The sequence below is a fragment of the Pseudomonas sp. Marseille-Q0931 genome (assembly GCF_940789645.1).
Lineage (GTDB): Bacteria > Pseudomonadota > Gammaproteobacteria > Pseudomonadales > Pseudomonadaceae > Aquipseudomonas.
Window position 1 is genome coordinate 35385 of sequence record NZ_CALNWT010000012.1, and the last position, 23359, is coordinate 58743.

General features: G+C 63.0%; 24 protein-coding genes and 1 other RNA gene. 20 read left to right on the top strand and 5 right to left on the bottom strand.

The features are described 5' to 3' along the window. Positions 1-44 precede the first annotated feature (44 nt). Complete coding sequence (nfi, locus tag P3C50_RS18195) at positions 45-758, top strand: deoxyribonuclease V (protein WP_275547038.1); 714 nt, start codon at positions 45-47, stop codon at positions 756-758. Here nfi and P3C50_RS18200 read toward each other — a convergent pair. Continuing rightward, positions 755-1792 (bottom strand): NADP(H)-dependent aldo-keto reductase, encoded by a 1038-nt coding sequence (locus tag P3C50_RS18200; protein ID WP_275547039.1) that lies wholly within the window; start codon positions 1790-1792, stop codon positions 755-757. The two genes, nfi and P3C50_RS18200, sit on opposite strands and share 4 nt — an antisense overlap. Positions 1793-2039: 247 nt before the next feature. Between P3C50_RS18200 and rplM the strand changes: the two genes are divergently transcribed. From rplM to P3C50_RS18235, 7 genes are all read left to right on the top strand, one after another. After that, the gene (rplM, locus tag P3C50_RS18205) at positions 2040-2468 is read left to right on the top strand and encodes a 50S ribosomal protein L13 (RefSeq protein WP_003242947.1); all 429 of its coding nucleotides are present in this window, start codon (positions 2040-2042) and stop codon (positions 2466-2468) included. Positions 2469-2482: 14 nt separating this feature from the next. Beyond that, positions 2483-2875, top strand: coding sequence for a 30S ribosomal protein S9 (rpsI, locus tag P3C50_RS18210; protein ID WP_161864970.1), 393 nt, complete (start codon positions 2483-2485; stop codon positions 2873-2875). Between the two features lie 254 nt (positions 2876-3129). Next, a complete protein-coding gene (gene petA, locus P3C50_RS18215) occupies positions 3130-3723 on the top strand; it encodes a ubiquinol-cytochrome c reductase iron-sulfur subunit (protein WP_275547040.1) in 594 nt (197 codons plus the stop codon). Next, the gene (locus tag P3C50_RS18220) at positions 3723-4934 is read left to right on the top strand and encodes a cytochrome b (RefSeq protein WP_143506930.1); all 1212 of its coding nucleotides are present in this window, start codon (positions 3723-3725) and stop codon (positions 4932-4934) included. The genes petA and P3C50_RS18220 overlap by 1 nt, the downstream gene beginning before the upstream one ends. Continuing rightward, positions 4934-5716, top strand: a complete 783-nt coding sequence (locus P3C50_RS18225) for a cytochrome c1 (RefSeq protein ID WP_161864972.1) — start codon at positions 4934-4936, stop codon at positions 5714-5716. Before P3C50_RS18220 ends, P3C50_RS18225 begins: the two co-directional genes overlap by 1 nt. Positions 5717-5875: 159 nt before the next feature. Then, positions 5876-6493 (top strand): glutathione S-transferase N-terminal domain-containing protein, encoded by a 618-nt coding sequence (locus tag P3C50_RS18230; protein WP_013714134.1) that lies wholly within the window; start codon positions 5876-5878, stop codon positions 6491-6493. Positions 6494-6506: 13 nt separating this feature from the next. After that, complete coding sequence (locus P3C50_RS18235; protein ID WP_197857499.1) at positions 6507-6920, top strand: ClpXP protease specificity-enhancing factor; 414 nt, start codon at positions 6507-6509, stop codon at positions 6918-6920. Between the two features lie 343 nt (positions 6921-7263). Here the strand turns inward: P3C50_RS18235 and P3C50_RS18240 are convergent, their stop codons facing one another. The 4 genes from P3C50_RS18240 to P3C50_RS18255 are packed head-to-tail and all read right to left on the bottom strand — an operon-like array spanning position 7264 to position 10577. Continuing rightward, positions 7264-7797, bottom strand: coding sequence for a BON domain-containing protein (locus P3C50_RS18240; protein ID WP_275547041.1), 534 nt, complete (start codon positions 7795-7797; stop codon positions 7264-7266). Next, the gene (locus tag P3C50_RS18245; protein ID WP_197857497.1) at positions 7794-8387 is read right to left on the bottom strand and encodes a phosphoheptose isomerase; all 594 of its coding nucleotides are present in this window, start codon (positions 8385-8387) and stop codon (positions 7794-7796) included. The genes P3C50_RS18240 and P3C50_RS18245 overlap by 4 nt, the downstream gene beginning before the upstream one ends. 25 nt (positions 8388-8412) lie before the next feature. Beyond that, entirely contained in the window at positions 8413-8772 is a 360-nt protein-coding gene (locus P3C50_RS18250; protein WP_275547042.1) for a YraN family protein, read from the bottom strand. Further along, entirely contained in the window at positions 8769-10577 is a 1809-nt protein-coding gene (locus P3C50_RS18255; RefSeq protein ID WP_275547043.1) for a penicillin-binding protein activator, read from the bottom strand. The genes P3C50_RS18250 and P3C50_RS18255 overlap by 4 nt, the downstream gene beginning before the upstream one ends. An 89-nt stretch (positions 10578-10666) precedes the next feature. On the opposite strand from P3C50_RS18255, the gene rsmI reads away from it, so the two are divergent. The 12 genes from rsmI to murG all read left to right on the top strand — a co-directional run bounded on the left by rsmI (position 10667) and on the right by murG (position 23326). Beyond that, the gene (gene rsmI / locus P3C50_RS18260; RefSeq protein WP_275547044.1) at positions 10667-11566 is read left to right on the top strand and encodes a 16S rRNA (cytidine(1402)-2'-O)-methyltransferase; all 900 of its coding nucleotides are present in this window, start codon (positions 10667-10669) and stop codon (positions 11564-11566) included. Positions 11567-11705: 139 nt separating this feature from the next. Further along, an RNA gene (gene rnpB / locus P3C50_RS18265) (RNase P RNA component class A) lies at positions 11706-12053 on the top strand. A gap of 311 nt (positions 12054-12364) precedes the next feature. Continuing rightward, positions 12365-12820, top strand: a complete 456-nt coding sequence (gene mraZ, locus P3C50_RS18270; RefSeq protein ID WP_092380073.1) for a division/cell wall cluster transcriptional repressor MraZ — start codon at positions 12365-12367, stop codon at positions 12818-12820. Between the two features lie 2 nt (positions 12821-12822). Then, on the top strand, positions 12823-13767 hold the full coding sequence (rsmH, locus tag P3C50_RS18275; RefSeq protein WP_092380075.1) for a 16S rRNA (cytosine(1402)-N(4))-methyltransferase RsmH: 945 nt from the start codon (positions 12823-12825) through the stop codon (positions 13765-13767). After that, entirely contained in the window at positions 13764-14057 is a 294-nt protein-coding gene (gene ftsL, locus P3C50_RS18280) for a cell division protein FtsL (protein WP_092380077.1), read from the top strand. The genes rsmH and ftsL overlap by 4 nt, the downstream gene beginning before the upstream one ends. Then, positions 14054-15781, top strand: coding sequence for a peptidoglycan D,D-transpeptidase FtsI family protein (locus P3C50_RS18285; RefSeq protein WP_275547045.1), 1728 nt, complete (start codon positions 14054-14056; stop codon positions 15779-15781). Before ftsL ends, P3C50_RS18285 begins: the two co-directional genes overlap by 4 nt. Next, positions 15781-17244, top strand: coding sequence for a UDP-N-acetylmuramoyl-L-alanyl-D-glutamate--2,6-diaminopimelate ligase (locus P3C50_RS18290; RefSeq protein ID WP_275547046.1), 1464 nt, complete (start codon positions 15781-15783; stop codon positions 17242-17244). Before P3C50_RS18285 ends, P3C50_RS18290 begins: the two co-directional genes overlap by 1 nt. Next, positions 17237-18613: a UDP-N-acetylmuramoyl-tripeptide--D-alanyl-D-alanine ligase gene (gene murF, locus P3C50_RS18295; RefSeq protein WP_275547047.1), complete on the top strand. Its 1377-nt coding sequence runs from the start codon at positions 17237-17239 to the stop codon at positions 18611-18613. Before P3C50_RS18290 ends, murF begins: the two co-directional genes overlap by 8 nt. After that, positions 18614-19696: a phospho-N-acetylmuramoyl-pentapeptide-transferase gene (gene mraY, locus P3C50_RS18300; RefSeq protein ID WP_197857487.1), complete on the top strand. Its 1083-nt coding sequence runs from the start codon at positions 18614-18616 to the stop codon at positions 19694-19696. A 6-nt stretch (positions 19697-19702) separates the two neighbouring features. Continuing rightward, entirely contained in the window at positions 19703-21049 is a 1347-nt protein-coding gene (gene murD, locus P3C50_RS18305; protein ID WP_197857486.1) for a UDP-N-acetylmuramoyl-L-alanine--D-glutamate ligase, read from the top strand. Then, on the top strand, positions 21049-22266 hold the full coding sequence (ftsW, locus tag P3C50_RS18310; RefSeq protein WP_275547048.1) for a putative lipid II flippase FtsW: 1218 nt from the start codon (positions 21049-21051) through the stop codon (positions 22264-22266). Before murD ends, ftsW begins: the two co-directional genes overlap by 1 nt. After that, positions 22256-23326 (top strand): undecaprenyldiphospho-muramoylpentapeptide beta-N-acetylglucosaminyltransferase, encoded by a 1071-nt coding sequence (murG, locus tag P3C50_RS18315; RefSeq protein WP_041976974.1) that lies wholly within the window; start codon positions 22256-22258, stop codon positions 23324-23326. The genes ftsW and murG overlap by 11 nt, the downstream gene beginning before the upstream one ends. The last annotated feature ends 33 nt before the right edge of the window (positions 23327-23359 follow it).

The following is a 23359-nucleotide window of genomic DNA, read 5'->3' on the forward strand; positions in this document are numbered from 1 at the left end:
GGCGTCGCCCCGCGGCTCCAAGGTAGAAATGCCTGGAGAGCCTCATGACCCGATTGAGCGATCTGGCTGCCGCCCCCTTCGCGGATTGGGACGGCAGCCCGACGGCTGCCCGCGAATTGCAGACGCAACTGGCCCGGCAAGTACGGCTGGAGGACGATTATCCGCCGCTGCGGCGCTTGGCGGGTGTGGATGTCGGCTTCGAGGAGGGCGGCGCCATCACTCGCGCTGCCGCAGTGCTATTGGACGCCGATACTCTCGAACCGCTGGCCGAGTGCGTGGCGCGCATTCCCACCAGCATGCCCTACGTGCCGGGGTTGCTGTCCTTTCGCGAATTGCCCGCTTTGCTTCGAGCATTGGTTGATCTGCCGCACGAACCGGATCTGGTCTTCGTCGACGGTCACGGCATCGCCCATCCGCGCGGTCTGGGCATCGCCGCGCACCTGGGCGTGGTCAGCGGCTTGCCGACCATTGGTGTGGCCAAGAAGATTCTCACCGGACATCACGCCGAGCTGGATGAGGCGCGTGGTGCGCGCGTCGAGCTGCTGAGCAGGAGAGGCGAGCGAATCGGCTGGGTATTGCGCAGCAAGGATGGTGTGCGACCGCTGATCGTCTCTCCGGGCAATCGGGTCAGTCTCGAGCGAGCGCCGGAGCTGGTCATGGCCTGCGTCAGGCGTCACCGCCTGCCCGAACCGACCCGACTGGCCGATCGCCTGGCCTCGCGACGCGACGCCAGGAACGATCAGCCCTCTCTTTTTTAGGGCGCGGGGTTGGGCTGCGCCTTGTGAATCGCCTCGATACCGGCAAGCACCTCTTCGGAGAGTTTCAACCCGGCGCTGGCGATGTTGCTGTCCAACTGCTCCAGGCTGGTGGCACCGATAATGTTGCTGGTTACGAACGGCTGCGCGGTAACGAAAGCCAGGGCCATCTGCGCCGGGTCCAGGCCATGCTCGCGGGCCAGGGTCACGTAGCGGGAGGTAGCTGCGATGCTCTGCGCATTGTTGTAGCGCTGGAAACGTTCGAATAGTGTCAGGCGCGCGCCGGAAGGTTTCTCGCCACCTTCGTACTTGCCGCTGAGCATGCCGAACGCCAGCGGTGAATAGGCCAGTAGACCGCATTGCTCGCGAATCGCCACTTCCGCCAGACCCACTTCGAAGCTGCGATTGAGCAGGTTGTAAGGGTTCTGGATCGACACCGCGCGCGGCCAGCCGCGGCTCTCGGCCAGTTGCAGGAACTTCATGGTGCCCCAGGGTGTTTCGTTGGACAGGCCGATGTGGCGGATCTTGCCGGCCTTGACCTGCTCGTCGAGCACTTCGAGTGTCTCTTCCAGCGGCGTGAAATCAACGTCCTTGTGTTTGTAGTCGAGCTGACCGAAGAAGTTGGTCGGGCGCTCAGGCCAGTGCAACTGATACAGGTCGATCCAGTCGGTCTGCAGGCGCTCGAGGCTGGCATCCAGCGCGGCGACGATGTGCTGGCGGTTGAATTTGAGCTGGCCATCGCGGATGTGGCTGATGCCGTTGCCGGGGCCGGCGATCTTGCTGGCCAGAATCCAGTCGGCGCGATCGCCGTGGCGCTTGAAATAGCTGCCGATGATCTGCTCGGTCTTGCTGTAGGTTTCAGCGCGCGGCGGCACCGGGTACATCTCGGCGGTATCGATGAAATTGATGCCGCTGGCCTTGGCCCGCTCGATCTGGGCGTGGCCTTCGCTCTCGCTGTTCTGCTCGCCCCAGGTCATCGTGCCCAGGCACAGTGCGCTGACATCGAGATCGGTTCGGCCTAGCTTGCGGTATTCCATGAAGTGCTCCTTGGCTAAAAGAGTCATACAAGCAGGTTGAAATTTTTTTCGCAATCCGGATAATCCGGCACCTCTTTCTGCGGTGGAAGTGATGCGCCGCCTGCCGAAGAATCTTGCCGTATTGTGGACGCGCTGACCCGAGCCCCCGATAGCGTCCGTATGCGGCTGCCTTTGACTTGTCAAAGTACGCACTATCCAGTAAGATCCGCCGTCTATTTTTGCTGGGCGGCCCCTGAGGCTATAAAGAATGAAAACTTTTACTGCTAAACCGGAAACAGTAAAACGCGATTGGTTCGTCGTTGATGCTGCTGGTCAGACCCTGGGTCGTCTGGCCACCGAAATCGCGAGCCGTCTGCGTGGCAAGCACAAGCCTGAGTACACCCCGCACGTTGATACCGGCGACTACATCGTCGTGATCAATGCCGAGCAGGTGCGTGTAACTGGCGCCAAGGCCAGCGACAAGAAGTACTACTCCCACTCCGGTTTCCCGGGCGGCATCAAAGAGATCAACTTCGAGAAGCTGATCGCTCGTGCTCCTGAGCGCGTGATCGAGACCGCGGTCAAAGGCATGCTGCCGAAGAACCCGCTGGGTCGCGACATGTACCGTAAGCTGAAGGTGTACAAGGGTGCCGCTCACCCGCACACCGCTCAGCAGCCCCAAGAACTGAAGATTTAACGGAATAGTTCATTATGTCGGCGACTCAAAACTACGGCACTGGCCGTCGCAAGACCGCAACCGCGCGCGTTTTCCTGCGTCCGGGCACTGGTAACATCTCGATCAACAATCGCAACCTGGATACCTTCTTCGGTCGCGAAACCGCTCGCATGGTCGTGCGTCAGCCGCTGGAGCTGACCGAGACCGTCGAGAAGTTCGACATCTTCGTCACCGTTGCCGGTGGTGGTGTCAGCGGCCAGGCCGGTGCCATTCGTCACGGCATCACCCGCGCTCTGATCGAGTACGACGAGACCCTGCGCAGCCCGCTGCGTAAAGCCGGTTACGTCACTCGTGACGCCCGTGAAGTCGAGCGTAAGAAAGTCGGTCTGCGGAAAGCGCGTAAGCGTCCGCAGTACTCGAAGCGTTAATCGCGTCTACGCTTCCAAAAGCGCCCAGTTTCCTTACGGAGCTGGGCGTTTTTTATGGGCCTGGAAAATTGCTGCGACAACGTGCCGCATACGCGCAAGCCGCACGCGCCAAGGCTTTCGCCAGTCTCTTCGGGGGTAATTACCTTGTCAGAAAAGGGGCTTTTCTTTACCATTTGGCGAATTTTTTGCGCGGCCCGATTTTTACTTAGTAGAGGCCTGAACAACAGGCCACAAAGCTGATGGGAGACGACTGAATGAGCAATGACGGCGTGAATGCAGGCCGGCGTCGCTTCCTGGTTGCAGCCACCTCCGTGGTGGGTGCAGCAGGGGCGGTAGGTGCTGCGACTCCGTTCGTGGGGTCATGGTTCCCCAGTGCCAAGGCCAAGGCGGCCGGTGCACCGGTGAAGGTGAACGTCGGCAAGATCGAAGCAGGTCAGCAGATGGTTGCTGAATGGCGCGGTCAGCCGGTGTTCATCGTGCGCCGTACCGAGGAGATTCTGGCCAACCTGACCAAGATCGAAGGTAGCGTTGCGGATCCCGAGTCGGCTGCTTCCGTGCAGCCGGAGTACGTGGACAAGAAAAACCGCTCGATCAAGCCGGAACTGCTGGTGCTGGTAGGTCTTTGCACCCACCTTGGCTGTGCGCCGTCCTTCCGCCCGGAAGTCGCCCCGGCTGACCTGGGGCCGGACTGGGTGGGTGGCTATTTCTGCCCCTGCCACGGCTCGCGCTACGACCTCGCCGGCCGCGTGTACAAGGCCCAGCCTGCACCGCTGAACCTGCCGGTGCCGCCGCACACCTACGAAACGGATGATGTAATCATCATCGGTGTGGACCAGGAGAACGCGTGATGAGCAAATTCATGGAATGGGTGGATGCGCGCTTCCCCGCCACCAAGATGTGGGAAGACCATCTCTCCAAGTACTACGCCCCGAAGAACTTCAACTTCTTCTACTTCTTCGGCTCGCTGGCACTGCTGGTGCTGGTCAACCAGATCGTTACCGGTATCTGGCTGACCATGAGCTTCGAACCTTCGGCCGAAGGCGCTTTCGCCTCCGTCGAATACATCATGCGTGACGTCGAATACGGTTGGATCCTTCGCTATCTGCACTCCACCGGCGCTTCGGCGTTCTTCGTGGTGGTCTACCTGCACATGTTCCGCGGTCTGCTCTACGGCTCCTATCAGAAGCCGCGCGAGCTGGTGTGGATCTTCGGCATGCTGATCTATCTGGTGCTGATGGCCGAAGCCTTCATGGGCTACCTGCTGCCGTGGGGCCAGATGTCCTACTGGGGCGCCCAGGTGATCATCTCGCTGTTCGGTGCCATCCCGGTCATCGGTGACGACCTGACCCAGTGGATCCGTGGTGACTACCTGATCTCCGGCATCACCCTGAACCGCTTCTTCGCCCTGCACGTGATCGCGCTGCCGATCGTTCTGCTCGGCCTGGTCGTGCTGCACATCCTGGCGCTGCACGAAGTCGGCTCGAACAACCCGGACGGCGTCGACATCAAGAAGTTCAAAGACGAGAACGGCGTGCCGCTGGACGGTATCGCGTTCCACCCGTACTACACCGTGAAGGACATCGTCGGCGTAGTGGTCTTCCTGTTCGTGTTCTGCTTCGTGGTGTTCTTCTTCCCGGAAATGGGCGGTTACTTCCTCGAGAAGCCGAACTTCGAAGCGGCCAACCCGTTCAAGACCCCTGAGCACATCGCGCCGGTTTGGTACTTCACTCCGTTCTACGCGATTCTGCGTGCGGTACCGGACAAGCTGCTCGGCGTTATCGCCATGGGGGCTGCCATCGCCGTGCTGTTCGTGCTGCCTTGGCTCGACCGCAGCCCGGTCAAGTCGATGCGCTACAAGGGTTGGCTGAGCAAGATCTGGCTGGTGGTGTTCTGCATCTCCTTCGTCATCCTGGGCGTGCTGGGTGTGCTGGCGCCGACCCCGGGTCGTACCCTGCTGTCGCAGGTGTGCACCTTCCTGTACTTCGCGTACTTCATCCTGATGCCGTTCTACACCAGGATGGAGAAGACCAAACCGGTTCCGGAAAGGGTGACTGGCTGATGAAAAAGCTCTTTGCTGCATTTGTTTTCGCTGCGCTGCCGGCCCTCAGCTTCGCCGCCGGTGGTCATGATGTGCAACTGGACAAGGTCGACATCGACCTGACCGACAAGGCTGCCATGCAGGACGGCGCGCGTACCTTCGCCAACTACTGCATGGGCTGCCACTCGGCCCAGTACCAGCGTTACGAGCGTGTCGCTGATGACCTCGGCATCCCGCATGAAATCATGCTGGACAACCTGGTGTTCAACGACGCCAAGATCGGCGACCACATGAAGATCGGCATGAAGCCGGACGATGCCAAGGCCTGGTTCGGTGCGGCGCCGCCCGATCTGACCCTGGTCGCTCGTGTGCGTGGCAACGACTGGCTGTACACCTACCTGCGTACTTTCTACGCCGATCCGACCCGTCCGCTGGGCTCCAACAATAAGGTGTTCCCGAACGTCGGCATGCCCAACGTGCTGGTTGGCCTGCAGGGCAATCAGGTCATCGGTTGCAAGCAGGTTCAGGTCGTCACCGACGGCAAGAAGCAATTCGACCCGTTGACCGGTGCGCCGATCACTCACGAGGCCTGCGATCAGCTCACCATCGAGCCGAACACCGGCAAGCTGAGCGAGGCCGAGTTCGACGAGAAGATCAAGAACCTGGTGACCTTCCTGGCCTACTCGGCCAACCCGGTCAAGCTGAAATCCCAGCGCATCGGCACCTACGTGCTGCTGTACCTGGCGTTCTTCTTCGTGTTCGCCTACCTGCTCAAGCGTGAGTACTGGAAGGACGTTCACTAAGTCGTTCGAGCTGCATGAGACCTGCGCGCCCTGAGGGGCGCGCAGGTTTTTCTGCCCTGCCATTTCTAACGGCCGCCTTAGGGCGCCGTGTCTGCGACGAAAAAATTGCTCCGGCAATTTTTCCTGTTTCTGAATAATCAAAAAGCGAGGAGGATCGCCATGGCGGTGACCAACAGGTTGACCTGCTACTCCGACCCCGCCGACCACTATTCCCATCGCGTGCGTCTGGTGCTCGCCGAGAAAGGTGTCAGCGTCGAGATCATCGATGTCGAGCAGGGCCGCTGTCCGCCCAAGCTTGCCGAAGTCAATCCCTATGGCAGTTTGCCGACCCTGGTCGACCGTGACCTGGCGCTGTACGAGGCGTCCGTGGTGATGGAGTATCTCGACGAGCGTTATCCGCATCCGCCGCTGTTGCCGGTGTATCCGGTGGCGCGGGCCAATAGTCGCCTGCTGATGCACCGCATCCAGCGCGACTGGTGCGTGCTTGTCGATCGTATTCTCGACAAGCGCAGCAAGGAGGCTGAGCGCCAGCTGGCGCGCAAGGAGCTGCGCGAGAGCCTGACAGGTGTATCGCCACTGTTCGCGGACAAGGCATTCTTCCTCAGCGAGGAGCTGAGTCTGGTGGATTGTTGTCTACTGCCCATTCTCTGGCGTTTGCCGGTACTGGGTATCGAGCTGCCGCGTCCGGCCAAGCCGCTGCTCGACTATATGGAGCGCCAGTTCGCCCGTGAGGCCTTTCAGGCCAGTCTTTCCGCAGCCGAGCGCGCAATGCGCTGAGAAGGAGGAAGTCATGAATTCCAGTCGTCCCTACCTGGTTCGCGCCCTGTACGAATGGATCGTCGATAACGATTGCACGCCGCACCTGCTGGTCAATGCCGAGCACCCTGGGGTGCAGGTGCCATCTGGCTTCGCCAGTGACGGCCAGATCGTGCTCAATGCCTCGCCCAGTGCCGTGCGTCATCTGCACATGGACAATGAGGCGGTGAGCTTCGAAGGGCGCTTCGGCGGTGTGGCGCACAGTCTCTATATCCCTGCTGCAGCGATCCTGGCGATCTATGCGCGGGAGAACGGCCAGGGCATGGTCTTCGATATGGAGCCGTCGATTGCTGGCGGCCCGGAAGAGCCGGGGCCGGATGATGACGGTCCGTCCGGTGACGAGCCACCGCGTCCCAGCGGCCGACCCAGCCTCAAGGTGGTGAAATAGGGTTGGAGCGTAATGCTGTTCACATAAGAAAATGGTCGAGCGCGATCAGTCCCTCGCCCCTCTGGGGAGAGGGTTAGGGCGGGCCGCGTTCGGCGAGGGGAAAGCTAGTAGTTTGCGGTGCTGTCGGCCCTCTCCCCCAGCCCCTCTCCCATAAATGGGAGAGGGGAGCCAAACGCATGCAACCTTAAGTGAACAGCGTTAGGGTAGGAGCGAGCTCTGCTCGCGAATCCGCTCGACGCAAAAGCTTCGCGAGCAGAGCTCGCTCCTACGGGAAGCAATCTTTGCCGTACACGAAAACGGGCGCCCTAGGGCGCCCGTTCTTGTTCCGCAGTTTGAGATGGCTTCAGTTGGTGTATTCGAACAGGCGCACGACCCGCTGTACGCCTGACACACCCTGTACCACGCGGGTGGCAGCGTTGGCTTCTTCGCGCGTCACCAGGCCGAGCATGTAGACGATGCCGTTCTCGGTGACGACCTTCACGCGTGCGCTCGGCACATTGCTGTCGGCCAGCATCTGCGTCTTGATCTTGGTGGTCAGCAGCGAGTCGTTGCTGCGCGCCAGCAGGGATGCCGGTTGCTGCACCTGCAGTTCGTTGTAGACCTTCTTCACGCCCTGTACTCCACGAGCGGTCTGCGCGGCGCGATCCTTGAGCTCACTGCGTGGGGTTTGCCCGGCGAGCAGAATCACGCCGTTGTAGCTGGTGACCACGATGCGCGAGGTCGGGCTGGACAAGTCGGCATGAGCGTTGCTGATACGCGAGGCGACCTCCGGGCCGAGGAACTGGTCGTCGATCTTGTTGCCGATGCTGCGGCTGCCGCAGCCTGCCAGGCTCAGGGTAACGGCCAGGGCGGCCAGAATCAGGGCGGAACGCTTCATTCTTCACTCCCAAACAATTGACTGTCGATCAGGTCGCACAAGCAGTGGATGGTCAGCAGGTGGACTTCCTGGATGCGTGCGGTGGCTTTGGCTGGAACGCGGATCTCGACGTCTTCCGGTAGCAGCAGCGAGGCCATGCCCCCGCCATCGCGGCCGGTGAGGGCGACGACGATCATTTCGCGGTCATGCGCGGCTTGAATGGCCTGGATGACATTGGCCGAGTTGCCGCTGGTGGAAATTGCCAGCAGCACGTCGCCGGGTTGGCCGAGCGCGCGGATCTGTTTCGAAAAAACCTCGTTGTAGCTGTAGTCGTTGGCGATCGAGGTGATGGTCGAGCTGTCGGTGGTCAGGGCAATGGCCGGCAGGCTCGGGCGCTCACGCTCGAAGCGATTGAGCAGCTCGGAGGAAAAGTGCTGGGCATCGCCGGCAGAACCGCCGTTGCCGCAGGAAAGAATCTTGCCCTCGTTGAGCAGCGCCTGGACCATCACCAGGCTGGCGTGCTCGATATAGGGTGCCAGGACTTCCATGGCCTGTTGCTTGGTGTCGATGCTGGCTTGGAAGAGCTGGCGGATTCGGGATTGCATGTCCATCGGTTAAACCTTGAATGTACGGCCGTCAGGCGTCGAAGGCGTTCTTGATCCAGTCGAGGCGAGTGGCGCCGTCAGTGCTGATGGCGACCACATCGAAGCGGCAGGAGTAGCGGGCCCAGCGTGAGTGTTGCTGGAGGAAGAGTTCTGCGGCGATGACCAGCTTGCCACGCTTGCGCGCATCGATGCTCTCCAGGGCGCCGCCCCAGGCGCTGTGGCGGCGGGCGCGGACTTCGACGAATACTACTGTATCGCCGTCGAGCATGACCAGATCGAGCTCGCCACGCCGACAGCTCCAGTTCTGTTCGATCAGGCGCAGGCCGTTACGTTCCAGATGCTGACGAGCCGCCTGTTCGGAGGCTCGGCCCAGATCGTTGTGTGTGCTCAATTGATGCTGTCGGGTAGGCGCTGAACCTGGCCGTCACGGAACTCGGCCCAGGGCAGCTGGCGTTCGATGCGCTGCGTGGCATTGAGGCTGAGACTGCCGGACAGGCCGTCGATGCGCGACTCAGGCAGCGCCTTGAGCTGGCCCAGGCGCGGGGCCAGGCGATAGGCGTCGACGCCCATGGCGTACAGGCGACCCAGGCTGCCGCCTGCCTGCGGCCACTGGTTCATGACTTCCTGGCGCAGCGGTGCGTGAGTGTCGAGCAGCCAGGGGGTTTCGCAGAAGCGAATGCCTTCGAGGTCCTGATACTGAGCCTGGCTGTGCGCGCCGGTGAACAGGTGCGAGGTGGCGTAGACCGGCACGTCGCCGGCGTACTGGAAGGCCAGGGTGGGCTTGATCTGCTGCGCCTGTTGCGGTGTGGCGGCAAGGAAAATGAAGTCGATGTCCTGGCGGCGCGCCGGTTGCGCGTCCAGGCTGGTGCCCAGGGTGTTTTGCAGGCGGCGTGCACGGGCCTCGCTCTCGCGCAGTTGGAACAGGTCGGCGATCTGGCGGGCCAGCTCCACGGGCTGGTCGACGTGCTCGGCGGCGATCAGCGTACCGCCCTGGGCTTGCCAGCTCTGGCGGAAGGCATCCAGTACACGATCACCCCAATCACCACGCGGCACCAGGGCGACGGCGCGGCGCATGCCGTCGTTCCAGGCGCGGCGCGCGACCTCGCGGGCCTCGTCCTCGGCCGCCAGGCCGAACTGGAACAACTGCGCGGGGCCTTCCTGGCCAGCATCGCTGTAGTTCAGGGCGAGGGTGGTGATGGGCAGTTGCTCGCGATCGCTGAGTTGCTTAACCAGTGGTTTTTCCAGTGGGCCGACCACCAGTTGCACGCCGTCGGCCTGCGCCTGCTGGTAGAAGGCGTCAAGCGAGCCGATGCGCGAACTGTCATAGAGTTTGATATCCGGCGGGTTCTGTCCGGCCTGCTGGGCTTCGTAATGTGCGGCGAGGAAACCGTCGCGCAGTGCGCGGGCAACACTGGCAAGCTGACCTTCCTGTGGCAGCAGCAGGGCGATGCGGGTCAGCGGCTGGCTGGCCAGTTCGCGCAGCTTGCCCAGTGCTTCGGGCAGTTGCTCGGCAGCCGGGTGCTGCGGGTTCTGCGCGACCCACTGGTCGATGGCGGCTTGCTGCTGTTCGAGCGTGGCGCTGCTCTTGGTCAGCTGAGCCAGCGCCAGCCAGCCGGCCAGGTCGCTGTCGGCGCCGGCAGAGGTTTGCGCTGGCAGAGTGGACACCAGTGCCCAGATATTCTCGTGGTTGTCATGGGCGGCCTGGCCACTCAGCAGTGGGGCGATGAACACGCGTTCGCGGGCGGCGGCCAGAGTCTGGCCGTCGGCTTCCAGGGCGCGTGCGCGAACCAGCTGGGTGCGAATCTGTTGCTCGACCGGCAATTCGCCCAGGCGCTCCAGGCTGGGATGCTGCAGCGCTTTCAGCGCGCTTTGCGGTTGCCGGCGGGCCATGGCCAGCTCCGCCTTCAGGGTACTGGCGAAGATCTGCTGCGCGGGCTGCAGGCTGGTGATATCGAGCTGCTCGAGAATGCGTGTGGCACGCGCCACGTCATTTTGCTGGTAGCTCTGGTCGGCTGCCGACAGGCGCAGCAGGGCGGCCTGTTCCGGTTTGCTCTCGGCGGCTTGCTGGAGCATCTGCTCGATGCTCGCTTGTGGCGTACGCGGCAACTGGCCCAGGTCGTTGGAGGGCGAGCTGGCGCAGGCGGCGAGCAGGCCAGCCAGGAAAAGAGCGGAAAGAGGACGCAGGCTAGCGATCATCGGGTCATCCTGATACTTGAGCAAATCAAGCGGCGATTGTACCCAAGCCCCGAGATCGGTGCGATGCCGCAGGGGCGGAACCGGCTAGAATGAGCGCTCATTCAATTAACGAGGTGTTTCCAGTGAGTCAGCCCGCAGTCGCAAGCGTCCAGCCCGGCAGCCTTTATGTGGTCGCCACGCCGATCGGCAACCTGGATGACATCAGTGCGCGGGCCTTGCGGATTCTGCGCGAGGTAGCGCTGATCGCCGCGGAGGACACTCGGCATTCGGCGCGCCTGCTGCAGCACTTCGGCATCGCAACGCCGTTGGCTGCCTGCCATGAGCACAACGAGCGCGCCCAGGGCGGCCGCTTTCTGGCGCGATTGCAGGCAGGGGAAGATGTGGCGCTGATTTCCGATGCCGGTACGCCGCTGATTTCCGATCCGGGCTATCACCTGGTGCGCCAGGCGCGTGCCGCCGGCTTCGCAGTGGTACCGGTGCCGGGTGCCTGCGCGCTGATCGCGGCGCTGTCGGCCGCTGGTCTGCCATCCGATCGCTTCATCTTCGAAGGTTTCCTGCCAGCCAAGGCGGCAGGTCGCCGGGCGCGCCTGGAGCAGGTGCGCGAGGAGCCGCGCACGCTGATCTTCTATGAGGCGCCGCACCGTATTCTGGAGTGCCTGCAGGATATGCGCGACGTATTCGGCGCCGAGCGCCTGGCATTGCTGGCGCGTGAGCTGACCAAGACCTTCGAGACTCTGCAGGGGCTGCCGCTGGCCGAACTGTGCGAGTGGGTGGGCGCAGACAGTAATCAGCAGCGTGGCGAGTGCGTGGTGCTGGTGGCGGGCTGGCAGGCGCCGGAAGGCGAGGAGGCGGTCAGCGCCGAAGCGCTGCGCGTGCTCGATCTGCTGATGGCGGAAATGCCCCTCAAGCGGGCGGCAGCGCTGGCGGCGCAGATCACCGGCGTGCGTAAGAACCTGCTGTATCAGGTGGCGCTGGAGCGCCAGCTGTAGGAGCGGCTTTAGCCGCGAATAGGGCAGGAGCGATGGTGGCCCATTCGCGGCTGAAGCTGCTCCTACGCCAATGGTCGCGGCGTGCTTTTTCTTGCAGCTTGTAGCTTGGCGCTTGCCGCTTTGTTACCCTTGCCGGCGGAGAGTCGATCGGACAGTCGCTGCCTTCGCAAGAAGGGGGAGGAAAGTCCGGGCTCCATAGGGCAGAGTGCCAGGTAACGCCTGGGAGGCGTGAGCCTACGGAAAGTGCCACAGAAAATAACCGCCTAAGCGTTTCGGCGCCGGTAAGGGTGAAAAGGTGCGGTAAGAGCGCACCGCACGGCTGGCAACAGTCCGTGGCTAGGTAAACCCCACTCGGAGCAAGACCAAATAGGGTTCCATCGGCGTGGCCCGCGCTGGAACCGGGTAGGTTGCTAAAGGCGTGCAGTGATGTACGTCGTAGAGGAATGGCTGTCCTCGACAGAACCCGGCTTACAGATCGACTCTCCTCCTTCCTCCCTTCTTGTTTTGCGCTTCTATCCCTCGCTGTTCTGATACCGAAAAATTCTTACTCTTAATAAATTACTTTAAGTTCGATTTTCAGCTCGCTGGAATGGCTGGAATTTGCCTGTCCTAGGCCGGCCCTGGCATCCCTTTTCCCCTCGCTTTTGTTCGCTAAATCTCCGTCCTGTAAGGATTTTTCCCTTTCGTGGCGCCTTGACGGTGGGGCGTAGGCGTTTCTATAGTGTGCGCAAGTGGTGAAAAGTGGCATGAAGTGGGTTTTTATGGGCAAGGAAAGCTAATTACAGGGGAAGCGCAGCCGTGTTTCGCGGAGCTAACGCCATCAGTCTCGACGCCAAAGGGCGCCTCGCGATGCCGAGTCGGTATCGTGACGAGCTCGTTTCGCGTTGTGCAGGCCAGCTCATCGTAACCATCGACATCAATGACCCCTGCCTGAACATCTATCCCCTGGTCGAGTGGGAGCGGATCGAGGAAAAGCTCAGCGTGCTGGCCTCTCTGGATGAGAAGAACCGGATCCTGCAGCGCCTGCTGGTGGGGAACGCGGTAGATCTCGAAATGGACGGCAGTGCGCGCATCCTGATCCCGCCGCGCCTGCGTGAGCACGTCAAGCTGGACAAGCACGCAATGCTGGTCGGCCACCTGAACAAGTTCCAGTTGTGGGATGAAGAAACCTGGAATGCCCAAGCTGCAAACGACCTGGCCGCCATCAAGCTGCCGGGAGCCCTTTCCGATGAACTGCGTAGCCTGATCCTGTGACCATGACCGACAGCAACTTCCGCCATATCACCGTGCTGCTCGACGAAGCCGTCGAGGGGCTCGCCGTGCGCGCTGATGGTTGCTATATGGATGGCACCTTCGGACGAGGGGGGCATAGCCGGCTGATCCTGCAGAAGCTCGGGCCGGGAGGGCGGCTACTGGGGTTCGACAAGGATCCCCTGGCGATAGCCACCGGGGAAGCATTGGCGGCCGAAGACGGCCGCTTTGTCGTTGTGCAGCGCAGTTTTGCGGAACTCGGCGACGAAGCTGTTGTCCGCGATCTTCGCGGTCAGGTCTCCGGCATCCTTCTGGACCTCGGTGTGTCCTCGCCGCAACTGGATGACCCGGAACGCGGCTTCAGCTTTCTCAATGACGGCCCGCTGGACATGCGCATGAATCCGGATGCCGGCGTGAGTGCCGCTGACTGGATCGCCACGGCGGATGAAGACGAAATCGCCCGCGTGATGAAGGACTACGGCGAGGAGCGTTTTGCCAAGCGCATGGCGCGCGCTGTGGTGCAGCGCCGTGCCGAGCAGCCGTTCACCCGCACCGCTGATTTGGCGAAAGTCCTGACCGATGCCAATCCCGCCTGGGAAAAGGGCAAGAACCCGGCGACTCGCGCTTTTCAGGGTATCCGCATTCACGTCAACAACGAGCTCGGCGATCTCGAGCGCGGGCTCGAGGCTGCGCTGGAAACGCTGGAGGTGGGCGGCCGTCTGGTGGTGATCAGCTTCCATTCGCTGGAAGACCGTATCGTCAAGCAGTTCATGAAACGCCAGGCCAAGGGCGAAGCGGACAAACTGCCGCGCGACCTGCCGATCATCCCGAAAGCCTTCGAGCCGCGTCTGAAGCTGATCGGCAAGCCGGTCTATGCCGCCGAAGCCGAACTCAAGGCCAACCCGCGCTCGCGCAGCGCGGTGATGCGCATCGCGGAGAAGTTGCGGTGAGCCGCCGGCTGATCAAATCCATGCCCAATGGCAGCTTTCTGATGCTGCTGTTGTTCGTCGCCATTCTGGTTTCTGCCGTGGCCGTGGCCTACAGCGCGCACTGGAATCGCGTATTGCTCAACGAGCTGTATGGCGAGCTGAGCGTGCGCGACAAAACCCAGGCCGAGTGGGGCCGGCTGATTCTCGAGCAAAGCACCTGGACTGCGCACAATCGCATCGAGGCTTTGGCCAGCGAACAGCTGAAAATGCACATTCCCGACCCTGCCGCCGTGCGCATGGTGCGTCCATGATCGGTCTCGAAGGCGCACTCTATCCCTGGCGTTTCCGCCTGGTGCTGGTGCTGCTGGCACTGATGGTCGGTGCCATCGCCTGGCGCATGCTCGATCTGCAGGTGCTCGACCATGATTTCCTCAAGGCTCATGGCGATGCCCGTAGTGTTCGGCATATCCCGATTCCTGCCCACCGCGGCCTGATCACCGACCGCAACGGGGAGCCGCTGGCGGTCAGTACGCCGGTGACCACCTTGTGGGCAAATGGCAAGGAGCTTCAGGTCGGTCGTGAGCAGTGGCCTGCGCTGGCTGCGGCCCTGGGTCAGGACCCGGCCAACTTCGCCGCGCGCCTGGAGCAGAACAAGGAACGCGAGTTCATGTACCTGGTGCGCGGCCTGACCCCGGAGAACGGTCAGCGCGTGCTGGACCTGAAAGTGCCGGGCGTCTATGCCATCGAAGAATTCCGCCGTTTCTACCCTGCAGGCGAAGTTGCCGCACATGTCGTCGGCTTCACCGACATCGACGATCGTGGTCGCGAGGGTATGGAGCTGGCCTACGAAGACTGGCTGGCCGGTGTGCCGGGCAAGCGCCAGGTGCTCAAGGACCGTCGCGGCAAGCTGATCAAGGATGTACAGGTCGCGCAGAACGCCAAGGCTGGCAAGGCCCTGGCGTTGTCCATCGACCTGCGCCTGCAGTACCTCGCCCATCGCGAGCTGCGCAATGCGCTGCTGGAAAACGATGCCAAGGCCGGCAGCCTGGTGATGGTCGACGTGAAAACTGGCGAAGTGCTGGCGATGGTCAACCATCCGACCTACAACCCGAACAACCGCCGCAGCCTGACACCGGCCGCCATGCGCAACCGCGCCATGATCGACGTGTTCGAACCCGGCTCTACCATCAAGCCGCTGTCGATGGCCGCTGCCCTGGAGTCCGGCCGCTGGAAGCCCAGCGATATCGTCCAGGTCGGCAATGGCACCCTGCAGATCGGTCGCTACAGCATTCGCGACGTTTCCCGTACTCAAGGTCCGGCGCTGGATCTGACCGGCATCCTGATCAACTCCAGTAACGTCGGCATGAGCAAGATCGCCTTCGACGTAGGCGGAGAGAACATCCATCACGTACTGAGCAACCTCGGCTTCGGCCGAGACACCGGCCTGGGTTTCCCGGGTGAGCGGGTCGGCAATCTACCCAATCACCGTCAGTGGCGTCAGGCGGAAACGGCCACGTTGTCCTACGGCTATGGCCTGTCGGTGACCGCCGTGCAGCTGGCGCATGCCTATGCAGCACTGGCCAACGGTGGCGGCATGACGCCGCTGTCGATGATTCGTGTGGACAGCAAGCCGAGCGCGTTGCAGGTCGTGCCGCCTGAGGTGGCCAAGACCCTGCAGGGCATGTTGCAGCAGGTGGTCGAGGCGCCGCGCGGTGTGTTCCGCGCTCAGGTGCCGGGCTACCACGTCGCTGGCAAGAGCGGCACGGCGCGCAAGACCAACGCCGGGGCCAAGGGCTACCAGACCAACTCCTATCGCTCCCTGTTCGCGGGCTTCGCCCCGGCACAGGACCCGCGCATTGCGCTGGTCGTGGTGATCGACGAGCCCGGCAAGGGCGCCTATTACGGCGGCCTGATCTCTGCACCGGTGTTCAGCCGGGTGATGGCTGGCTCGCTGCGTTTGATGAATATTGCGCCGGACAACCTGCCGTCCCCCGAGCAGAAGATGGCGGCCGCTGGCCAGGGAGGGCGTAACTGATGCCCATGCCACTCAATCAATTGCTGCCATCTGCTGATAGCGGCGTGCTTATTCGTGAACTGACTCTGGATAGCCGCAAGGTGCGTCCGGGTGATCTGTTCCTGGCCGTGCCGGGTACCCAGCAGGATGGTCGCGTGCATATCGCCGATGCCATCGCCCGTGGCGCAGCCGCCGTCGCCTTTGAGGCAGAAGGCGCCCCGGCCCTGCACGCCGATAGCACCGTGCTGATCCCGGTAAAAGGCCTCGCCAAACAGCTTTCGGCCATCGCCGGGCGCTTCTACGGTGAGCCGAGCCGTGCCCTGTATCTGGTCGGCATTACCGGGACCAACGGCAAGACCAGTGTCAGCCAGTTGCTGGCGCAGGCGCTGGATCTACTCGGCCAACCCTGCGGCATCGTTGGTACTTTGGGCAATGGTTTCCATGGCGCGCTGGAGCAGGGCAAGCACACAACGCCCGATCCGGTCGGCACGCAGGCCACTCTCGCGTCGCTCAAGCAAGCCGGTGCTCGCGCCGTGGCCATGGAAGTGTCTTCCCATGGTCTGGACCAGGGCCGTGTCGCCGCACTGGAGTTCGACGTTGCGGTGTTCACCAACCTGTCGCGTGATCACCTCGATTACCACGGCAGCATGGAGGCTTATGGCGCAGCCAAGGCCAAGCTGTTCGCCTGGCCAAATCTGCGTTGCCGGGTGATCAACCTCGATGACGCCTTCGGCCGTGAGCTGGCGGCGCAAACGCACGAGTCGCGCCTGATCGGCTACAGCCTGAACGATGCTGGCGCCTTCCTTTATTGCAGCGAAGCGCACTTCGATGATCACGGCGTGCGCGCGCGGCTGGTGACGCCGCGTGGCGAGGGCGTGCTGCGCAGCAATCTGCTCGGCCGTTTCAACCTGAGTAATCTGCTGGCCGTGGTCGGTGCGCTGCTCGGGCTGGACTACGCACTCGACGAGATTCTCAAGGTTCTGCCGCAGTTGCAGGGCCCGGCTGGCCGCATGCAGCGCCTCGGTGGCGGTGACAAGCCGCTGGTAGTGGTCGATTACGCACACACCCCCGATGCTCTGGAGAAAGTCCTCGAAGCCATGCGCCCGCATGTGGAAGGGCGTCTGGTTTGTCTGTTCGGCTGTGGCGGCGATCGCGATAGTGGCAAGCGTCCGTTGATGGCCGCTGTTGCCGAGCGCCTGGCCGATGTGGTGTGGGTGACTGATGACAACCCGCGTACCGAAGAGCCGGCGCAGATCGTTGCCGATATCCGCGCGGGCTTCGCAGCACCGGAGCAGGTGCAGTTCATTCACGGTCGTGGCGATGCCATTGCGCGTCTGATCGCCCAGGCCGAGGCTGCCGACGTGCTGTTGCTGGCAGGCAAGGGTCACGAGGATTACCAGGAAATCATGGGTGTGCGTCAGCCGTTCTCCGACCTGATCGAAGCGAACAAGGCCCTGGCGGCCTGGGAGGCGGCTCATGCTTAAGCCCTGGCTGCTTAGCGAAGTCGCCGCGGACCTGAATGCGAGCGTGATTGGCGCCGATGTCGCGTTTTCCGCCGTGGGCACCGACAGCCGCACCATCACCGCTGGCCAGTTGTTCGTGGCGCTGACCGGGCCGCGTTTCGACGGCCACGACTACCTGGCCGAAGTCGCCGCAAAGGGCGCAGTTGCTGCACTGGTCGAGCGTGAAGTGGAGGGAGCACCGCTGCCGCAGTTGCTGGTGGCAGATACCCGCATGGCGCTTGGTCAGCTGGGCGCGCTGAATCGCCAGGCCTTCACCGGCCCGCTGGCGGCTGTTACCGGCTCCAGTGGCAAGACCAGCGTCAAGGAGATGCTCGCGTCCATTCTGCGCGCCGGCCTGAACGGCGCGGTGCTGGCCACCCGTGGCAACCTCAACAACGATCTTGGCGCACCGCTGACCCTGTTGGAGTTGGCACCGGAGCATCGCGCCGGCGTGATCGAACTCGGCGCCAACCATGTCGGCGAGATCGCCTACACCGTCAGCCTGACCCGGCCGCAGGTGGCGATCATCACCAATGCCGGCAATGCCCATGTCGGCGAGTTCGGCGGTCCGGAAAAGATCGTCGAGGCCAAGGGCGAGATTCTCGAGGGCCTGCCGAACGATGGCGTGGCCGTGCTCAACCTGGATGACAAGGCCTTTATCACCTGGCAGCGCCGCGCTGCAGGACGCAAGGTGCTGAGTTTTGCCTTGCGTGACACTCGCGCCGACTTTCACGGCAGCGATCTGGCACGCGACGAGCGTGGTTGTCAGGGCTTCACTCTGCGCAGCCCGCTTGGCAGCGCGCGTATTCAACTCAACCTGCTGGGCGAGCACAACGTGGCCAATGCACTGGCTGCCTGCGCCGCGGCTCATGCCCTTGGCATGCCGTTGGTCGCCATGGTTCAGGGGCTGGAAAATCTGCAGCCGGTCAAGGGCCGCGCCGTAGCGCAGCTGGCGCCGAACGGCGTTCGGGTTATCGATGACAGTTACAACGCCAACCCCGTGTCTATGTGCGCGGCGGTGGATATACTCGCCGGCTTCTCCGGTCGCACCGTCCTGGTGCTGGGAGACATGGGCGAGCTGGGCGAATGGGCCGAACAGGGTCATCGCGATGTCGGCCGCCATGCCGCGGGCAAGATCGATGCGCTGTATGCCGTCGGCCCGCTGATGCGTTTTGCTGTCGAGGAGTTCGGCTCAAAAGGCCGCCACTTCGTCGAACAAGCCGAGCTGATCGAAGCGCTTCACGCCGAGCAGGCCGGCAGCACACTACTAATCAAGGGTTCACGCAGCGCAGCCATGGACAAGGTCGTGGCGGCGCTGTGTGGCATATCTGTATCTGGGGAGAGTCACTAAATGCTGCTGCTGCTGGCAGAGTACCTGCAACAGTTTTACAAGGGCTTCGCGGTCTTTCAGTACCTGACCCTGCGCGGCATCCTTGGCGTGCTTACCGCCTTGGCGCTGTCGCTGTGGCTCGGTCCGTGGATGATCCGCACCCTGCAGGTGCGTCAGATCGGCCAGGCCGTGCGCAACGACGGCCCGCAATCGCACCTGTCGAAGAAAGGCACGCCGACCATGGGCGGCGCGCTGATCCTCACCGCCATCGCCGTCAGCACCCTGCTCTGGGCCGACCTGTCCAACCGCTACGTGTGGGTGGTGCTCGCCGTTACCCTGGCGTTCGGCGCCATCGGCTGGGTCGATGACTACCGCAAGGTGATCGAGAAGAATTCGCGCGGCTTGCCGAGTCGCTGGAAGTACTTCTGGCAGTCGGTGTTCGGCCTGGGCGCTGCCTTCTTCCTTTATATGACCGCGCAGAATCCGGTAGAAACCACGCTGATCCTGCCGCTGCTGAAAGACGTCAGCATTCCGCTGGGCATCGGTTTCGTGGTGCTGACCTACTTCGTCATCGTTGGCTCGAGCAACGCGGTGAACCTTACCGACGGCCTCGATGGCCTGGCCATTCTGCCCACCGTGATGGTTGGCGGCGCCCTGGGTATCTTCTGCTACCTGTCGGGCAACGTGAATTTCTCCGAGTACCTGCTGATCCCCTACGTGCCGGGTGCCGGTGAGCTGATCGTGTTCTGCGCCGCGCTGGTTGGCGCCGGCCTGGGCTTTCTGTGGTTCAACACCTATCCGGCGCAGGTCTTCATGGGCGACGTTGGTGCGCTGGCCCTCGGCGCCGCGCTGGGCACCATCGCCGTGATCGTGCGCCAGGAAGTGGTGCTGTTCATCATGGGCGGCGTTTTCGTCATGGAAACCCTGTCGGTGATCATTCAGGTCGCCAGCTTCAAGTTGACCGGCAAGCGCGTGTTCCGCATGGCGCCGATCCATCACCATTTCGAACTCAAAGGCTGGCCTGAGCCGCGCGTGATCGTCCGTTTCTGGATCATCACCGTGATTCTCGTGCTGATCGGCCTTGCCACCCTGAAACTGAGGTAATTGAGCGTGTCGTTGATCGCTTCCGACCAGTTCCGCATCGTTGTCGGCCTCGGCAAGAGCGGCATGTCCCTGGTGCGCTTCCTGGCGCAGCAGGGCGTGCGCTTTGCCGTGGCCGACACGCGCGCGAACCCGCCGGAGCTGGAAACGCTCAAGCGCGATTACCCGCAGGTGGAAGTACGTTGCGGTGAGCTGGACGTGGATTTCCTCTGCCGCGCCTCGGAGCTGTACGTGAGCCCGGGCCTGGCCGTGGCCACGCCGGCATTGGCCGAAGCCGCTGTGCGTGGGGTGAAACTGTCCGGCGACATCGATCTGTTCGCCCGCCATGCCAAGGCGCCGATCATCGCCATCACCGGCTCCAACGCCAAGAGCACCGTCACCACCCTGGTGGGCGAAATGGCGGCTGCCGCCGGTAAGCGCGTGGCCGTAGGCGGCAACCTCGGCACGCCGGCGCTGGACCTGCTGGCCGACGACGTCGAGCTGTACGTGCTGGAGCTGTCCAGCTTCCAGCTGGAAACCACCGATCAGCTCAACGCCGAAGTAGCCACCTGCCTGAACATCAGCGAAGACCACATGGACCGCTACAGCGGCCTGCCGGCTTATCACCTGGCCAAGCACCGGATCTTCCGTGGCGCTCGTCAGGTGGTGATCAACCGTGACGACGCGCTGTCGCGTCCGCTGATCGCCGACCAGGTGACCAGCTGGGAATTCGGCCTGGGCAAACCCGACTTCAAGCGCTTCGGCCTGCTCGAAGAGAGCGGCGAAAAGTGCCTGGCGTTTCGTTTCGAGGCGCTGCTGCCGGTGAGCGAATTGAAGATTCGCGGAGCACACAACCAGTCTAACGCGCTGGCAGCCCTGGCGCTTGGTCACGCCGTTGGTCTGCCGATGGAGGCCATGCTTGCCACCCTGCGTCAGTTCGCCGGTTTGCCGCATCGCTGCCAATGGGTCGGTGAGCGCGCCGGGGTGAACTACTACGACGACTCCAAGGCCACCAATGTCGGTGCTGCACTGGCGGCCATCGAAGGCCTCGGCGCGGATATCGCCGGCAAGCTGGTGCTGATCGCAGGTGGCGACGGCAAGGGTGCAGATTTCTCCGCACTGAAGGCGCCGGTTGCGCGCTTCTGCCGCGCCGTTGTGCTGCTGGGGCGTGATGCCGAGCGCCTGGCCGGGGCATTGGGCGATGCTGCGCCGCTGGTGCGGGTGGCAACACTCGATGAAGCCGTGCAGCGCTGCAGCGAACTGGCCGAGGCTGGCGATGCCGTGCTGTTGTCGCCAGCTTGCGCCAGCCTGGACATGTTCAAGAACTTCGAAGAGCGCGGACGCCTGTTCGCCCAGGCCGTGGGAGGGCTGTCCTGATGCTGGCCTTCCTGCGCGTTCGCCCCTCGCCGCTGCTGGGACGCGGCTTCGATGTCGACTTCCCGATGCTGGCTGGCTGCCTCGGCCTGCTCGGCCTGGGCCTGGTGATGATCACCTCGGCTTCGTCGGAAGTGGCGGCGGCGCTGTCCGGCAACCCGCTGTATCACATGATTCGCCATCTGGTTTATCTGGTCATCGGTCTCGGCGCAGCCGGCATCGTGCTGATGATTCCGATGAGCTTCTGGCAGCGCTATGGCTGGATGCTGCTGCTGGCCGCGTTCGGTTTGCTGGTGTTGGTGCTGATCCCCGGAATCGGCCGAGAGGTCAACGGTGCGCGGCGCTGGATTGGCTTCGGCGCCTTCAACGTGCAGCCATCGGAAATCGCCAAGGTCTTCGTGGTGGTTTACCTGGCCGGCTATCTGGTGCGACGCCAGGAAGAAGTGCGCGAGAGCTGGATGGGCTTCTTCAAGCCGTTCGTGGTGCTGCTGCCGATGGCCGGCCTGCTGCTGCTGGAGCCGGACTTCGGCGCCACCGTGGTAATGATGGGTTCGGCCATGGCCATGCTGTTTCTCGGCGGCGTCGGCATGCTGCGCTTCGGCCTGATGGTGGCTCTGGCGGTCGGCGCGGTATTCGTCCTGGTGCAGACCCAGGAATATCGCCTGCAGCGTCTGATCACCTTTACCGACCCCTGGGCTGACCAGTATGGCTCGGGCTATCAGCTGACCCAGGCACTGATCGCTTTCGGTCGCGGTGAGTGGTTCGGTGTGGGCCTGGGCAACAGCATCCAGAAGCAGTTCTACCTGCCGGAAGCGCATACCGACTTCGTCTTCTCGGTACTGGCCGAGGAGCTGGGTTTTGTCGGCGCGCTGGCGACCCTGGCACTGTTCGTCTTCGTCTGCGTGCGCGGCCTGTATATCGGTTTGTGGGCGGAGAAGGCCAAGCAGTTCTTCTCCGCCTATGTGGCCTATGGCCTGTCCTTCCTGTGGATCGGCCAGTTCCTGATCAATATCGGGGTGAACACCGGTCTGCTGCCGACCAAGGGCCTGACCCTGCCGTTCCTAAGCTACGGCGGCTCGTCGCTGGTGATCTGCTGCGTCAGCCTGGCGATCCTGCTGCGTATCGAATGGGAACGGCGCAACGTATTGGGCAACGAGGATATCGAGTTCAGCGAAGAGGATTTCGCCGAGCCGAACAAGGAGGTCGCCCATGCGCGGTAATGTCCTGATCATGGCTGGCGGCACCGGCGGCCACGTGTTCCCGGCGCTGGCCTGCGCGCGTGAGTTCCAGACCCGCGGCTACAGCGTGCACTGGCTGGGTACGCCGCGTGGTATCGAGAACGAACTGGTGCCGCAAGCTGGCTTGCCGCTGCACCTGATCAACGTCAGCGGTCTGCGTGGCAAGAGCAAGCTGTCCCTGCTCAAGGCGCCGTTCCAGTTGCTGCGCTCACTGCTGCAGGCGCGCCGAATCGTGCGCGAGCTGCAGCCGGTGTGCGTGCTGGGCATGGGCGGTTACGTCACGGGCCCGGGCGGCCTGGCTGCGCGCATGGCTGGCGTACCGCTGGTGATCCACGAGCAGAACGCCGTGGCCGGTACCGCCAACCGCCTGCTGTCGCGTATCGCCACGCGCATCTGCGAAGCCTTCCCGAATACCTTCGGCGCATCCGACAAGCGGCGCACCACCGGTAATCCGGTGCGTGAAGAGCTGTTTCTGGAAACGCCGCGCGAGCCGCTGGTCGGTCGCAAGCCGAAATTGCTGGTCCTCGGCGGTAGCCTGGGGGCCGAGCCACTGAACAAATTGTTGCCGGCTGCGCTGGGGAAAATTGCCGCTGACGTTCGTCCGCAGGTGTTCCACCAGGCCGGTAAGCAACATGCCGAGATCACTGCGGAGCGTTATCGCGATGCTGCGGTCGAAGCCGAGGTCGCGCCCTTCATCAAGGACATGGCTCGCGCCTACGGTTGGGCCGATCTGGTGGTTTGCCGCGCTGGCGCACTGACCGTCAGCGAGCTGGCCGCCGCAGGTCTGCCGTCGTTTCTGGTGCCGCTGCCGCACGCCATCGACGACCACCAGTCCCGCAATGCCGAATACCTGGCGAAGGAGGGCGCAGCTGTCCTTCTTGCGCAACATGCCACTGACGCGGACACGCTTGCCGCGCAGCTCACCGAGGTTCTGATGCACCTGGAAAAACTCAATGTCATGGGCGCCACTGCGCGTCGCCTGGCCAAGCCCGATGCAACCCGCACGGTGGTCGACATCTGCCAGGAGGTGATGCGTGGCTAAGTCGCCTGCTGCGGTCAAGGCTGAAGTGCGGCG

Bases quoted from the DNA above. Each gene is read 5' to 3' on its own strand.
- P3C50_RS18255 (WP_275547043.1), bottom strand. From the start codon at position 10,577: ATGATCGCTAGCCTGCGTCCTCTTTCCGCTCTTTTCCTGGCTGGCCTG.
- rplM (WP_003242947.1), top strand. From the start codon at position 2,040: ATGAAAACTTTTACTGCTAAACCGGAAACAGTAAAACGCGATTGGTTC.
- rpsI (WP_161864970.1), top strand. From the start codon at position 2,483: ATGTCGGCGACTCAAAACTACGGCACTGGCCGTCGCAAGACCGCAACC.
- petA (WP_275547040.1), top strand. From the start codon at position 3,130: ATGAGCAATGACGGCGTGAATGCAGGCCGGCGTCGCTTCCTGGTTGCA.
- P3C50_RS18285 (WP_275547045.1), top strand. From the start codon at position 14,054: ATGATCGGTCTCGAAGGCGCACTCTATCCCTGGCGTTTCCGCCTGGTG.
- P3C50_RS18225 (WP_161864972.1), top strand. From the start codon at position 4,934: ATGAAAAAGCTCTTTGCTGCATTTGTTTTCGCTGCGCTGCCGGCCCTC.
- rsmI (WP_275547044.1), top strand. From the start codon at position 10,667: ATGAGCGCTCATTCAATTAACGAGGTGTTTCCAGTGAGTCAGCCCGCA.
- murG (WP_041976974.1), top strand. From the start codon at position 22,256: ATGCGCGGTAATGTCCTGATCATGGCTGGCGGCACCGGCGGCCACGTG.
- P3C50_RS18220 (WP_143506930.1), top strand. From the start codon at position 3,723: ATGAGCAAATTCATGGAATGGGTGGATGCGCGCTTCCCCGCCACCAAG.
- P3C50_RS18290 (WP_275547046.1), top strand. From the start codon at position 15,781: ATGCCCATGCCACTCAATCAATTGCTGCCATCTGCTGATAGCGGCGTG.
- P3C50_RS18245 (WP_197857497.1), bottom strand. From the start codon at position 8,387: ATGGACATGCAATCCCGAATCCGCCAGCTCTTCCAAGCCAGCATCGAC.
- murF (WP_275547047.1), top strand. From the start codon at position 17,237: ATGCTTAAGCCCTGGCTGCTTAGCGAAGTCGCCGCGGACCTGAATGCG.
- P3C50_RS18230 (WP_013714134.1), top strand. From the start codon at position 5,876: ATGGCGGTGACCAACAGGTTGACCTGCTACTCCGACCCCGCCGACCAC.
- mraY (WP_197857487.1), top strand. From the start codon at position 18,614: ATGCTGCTGCTGCTGGCAGAGTACCTGCAACAGTTTTACAAGGGCTTC.
- P3C50_RS18240 (WP_275547041.1), bottom strand. From the start codon at position 7,797: ATGAAGCGTTCCGCCCTGATTCTGGCCGCCCTGGCCGTTACCCTGAGC.
- ftsW (WP_275547048.1), top strand. From the start codon at position 21,049: ATGCTGGCCTTCCTGCGCGTTCGCCCCTCGCCGCTGCTGGGACGCGGC.
- P3C50_RS18235 (WP_197857499.1), top strand. From the start codon at position 6,507: ATGAATTCCAGTCGTCCCTACCTGGTTCGCGCCCTGTACGAATGGATC.
- nfi (WP_275547038.1), top strand. From the start codon at position 45: ATGACCCGATTGAGCGATCTGGCTGCCGCCCCCTTCGCGGATTGGGAC.
- rsmH (WP_092380075.1), top strand. From the start codon at position 12,823: ATGACCGACAGCAACTTCCGCCATATCACCGTGCTGCTCGACGAAGCC.
- P3C50_RS18200 (WP_275547039.1), bottom strand. From the start codon at position 1,792: ATGGAATACCGCAAGCTAGGCCGAACCGATCTCGATGTCAGCGCACTG.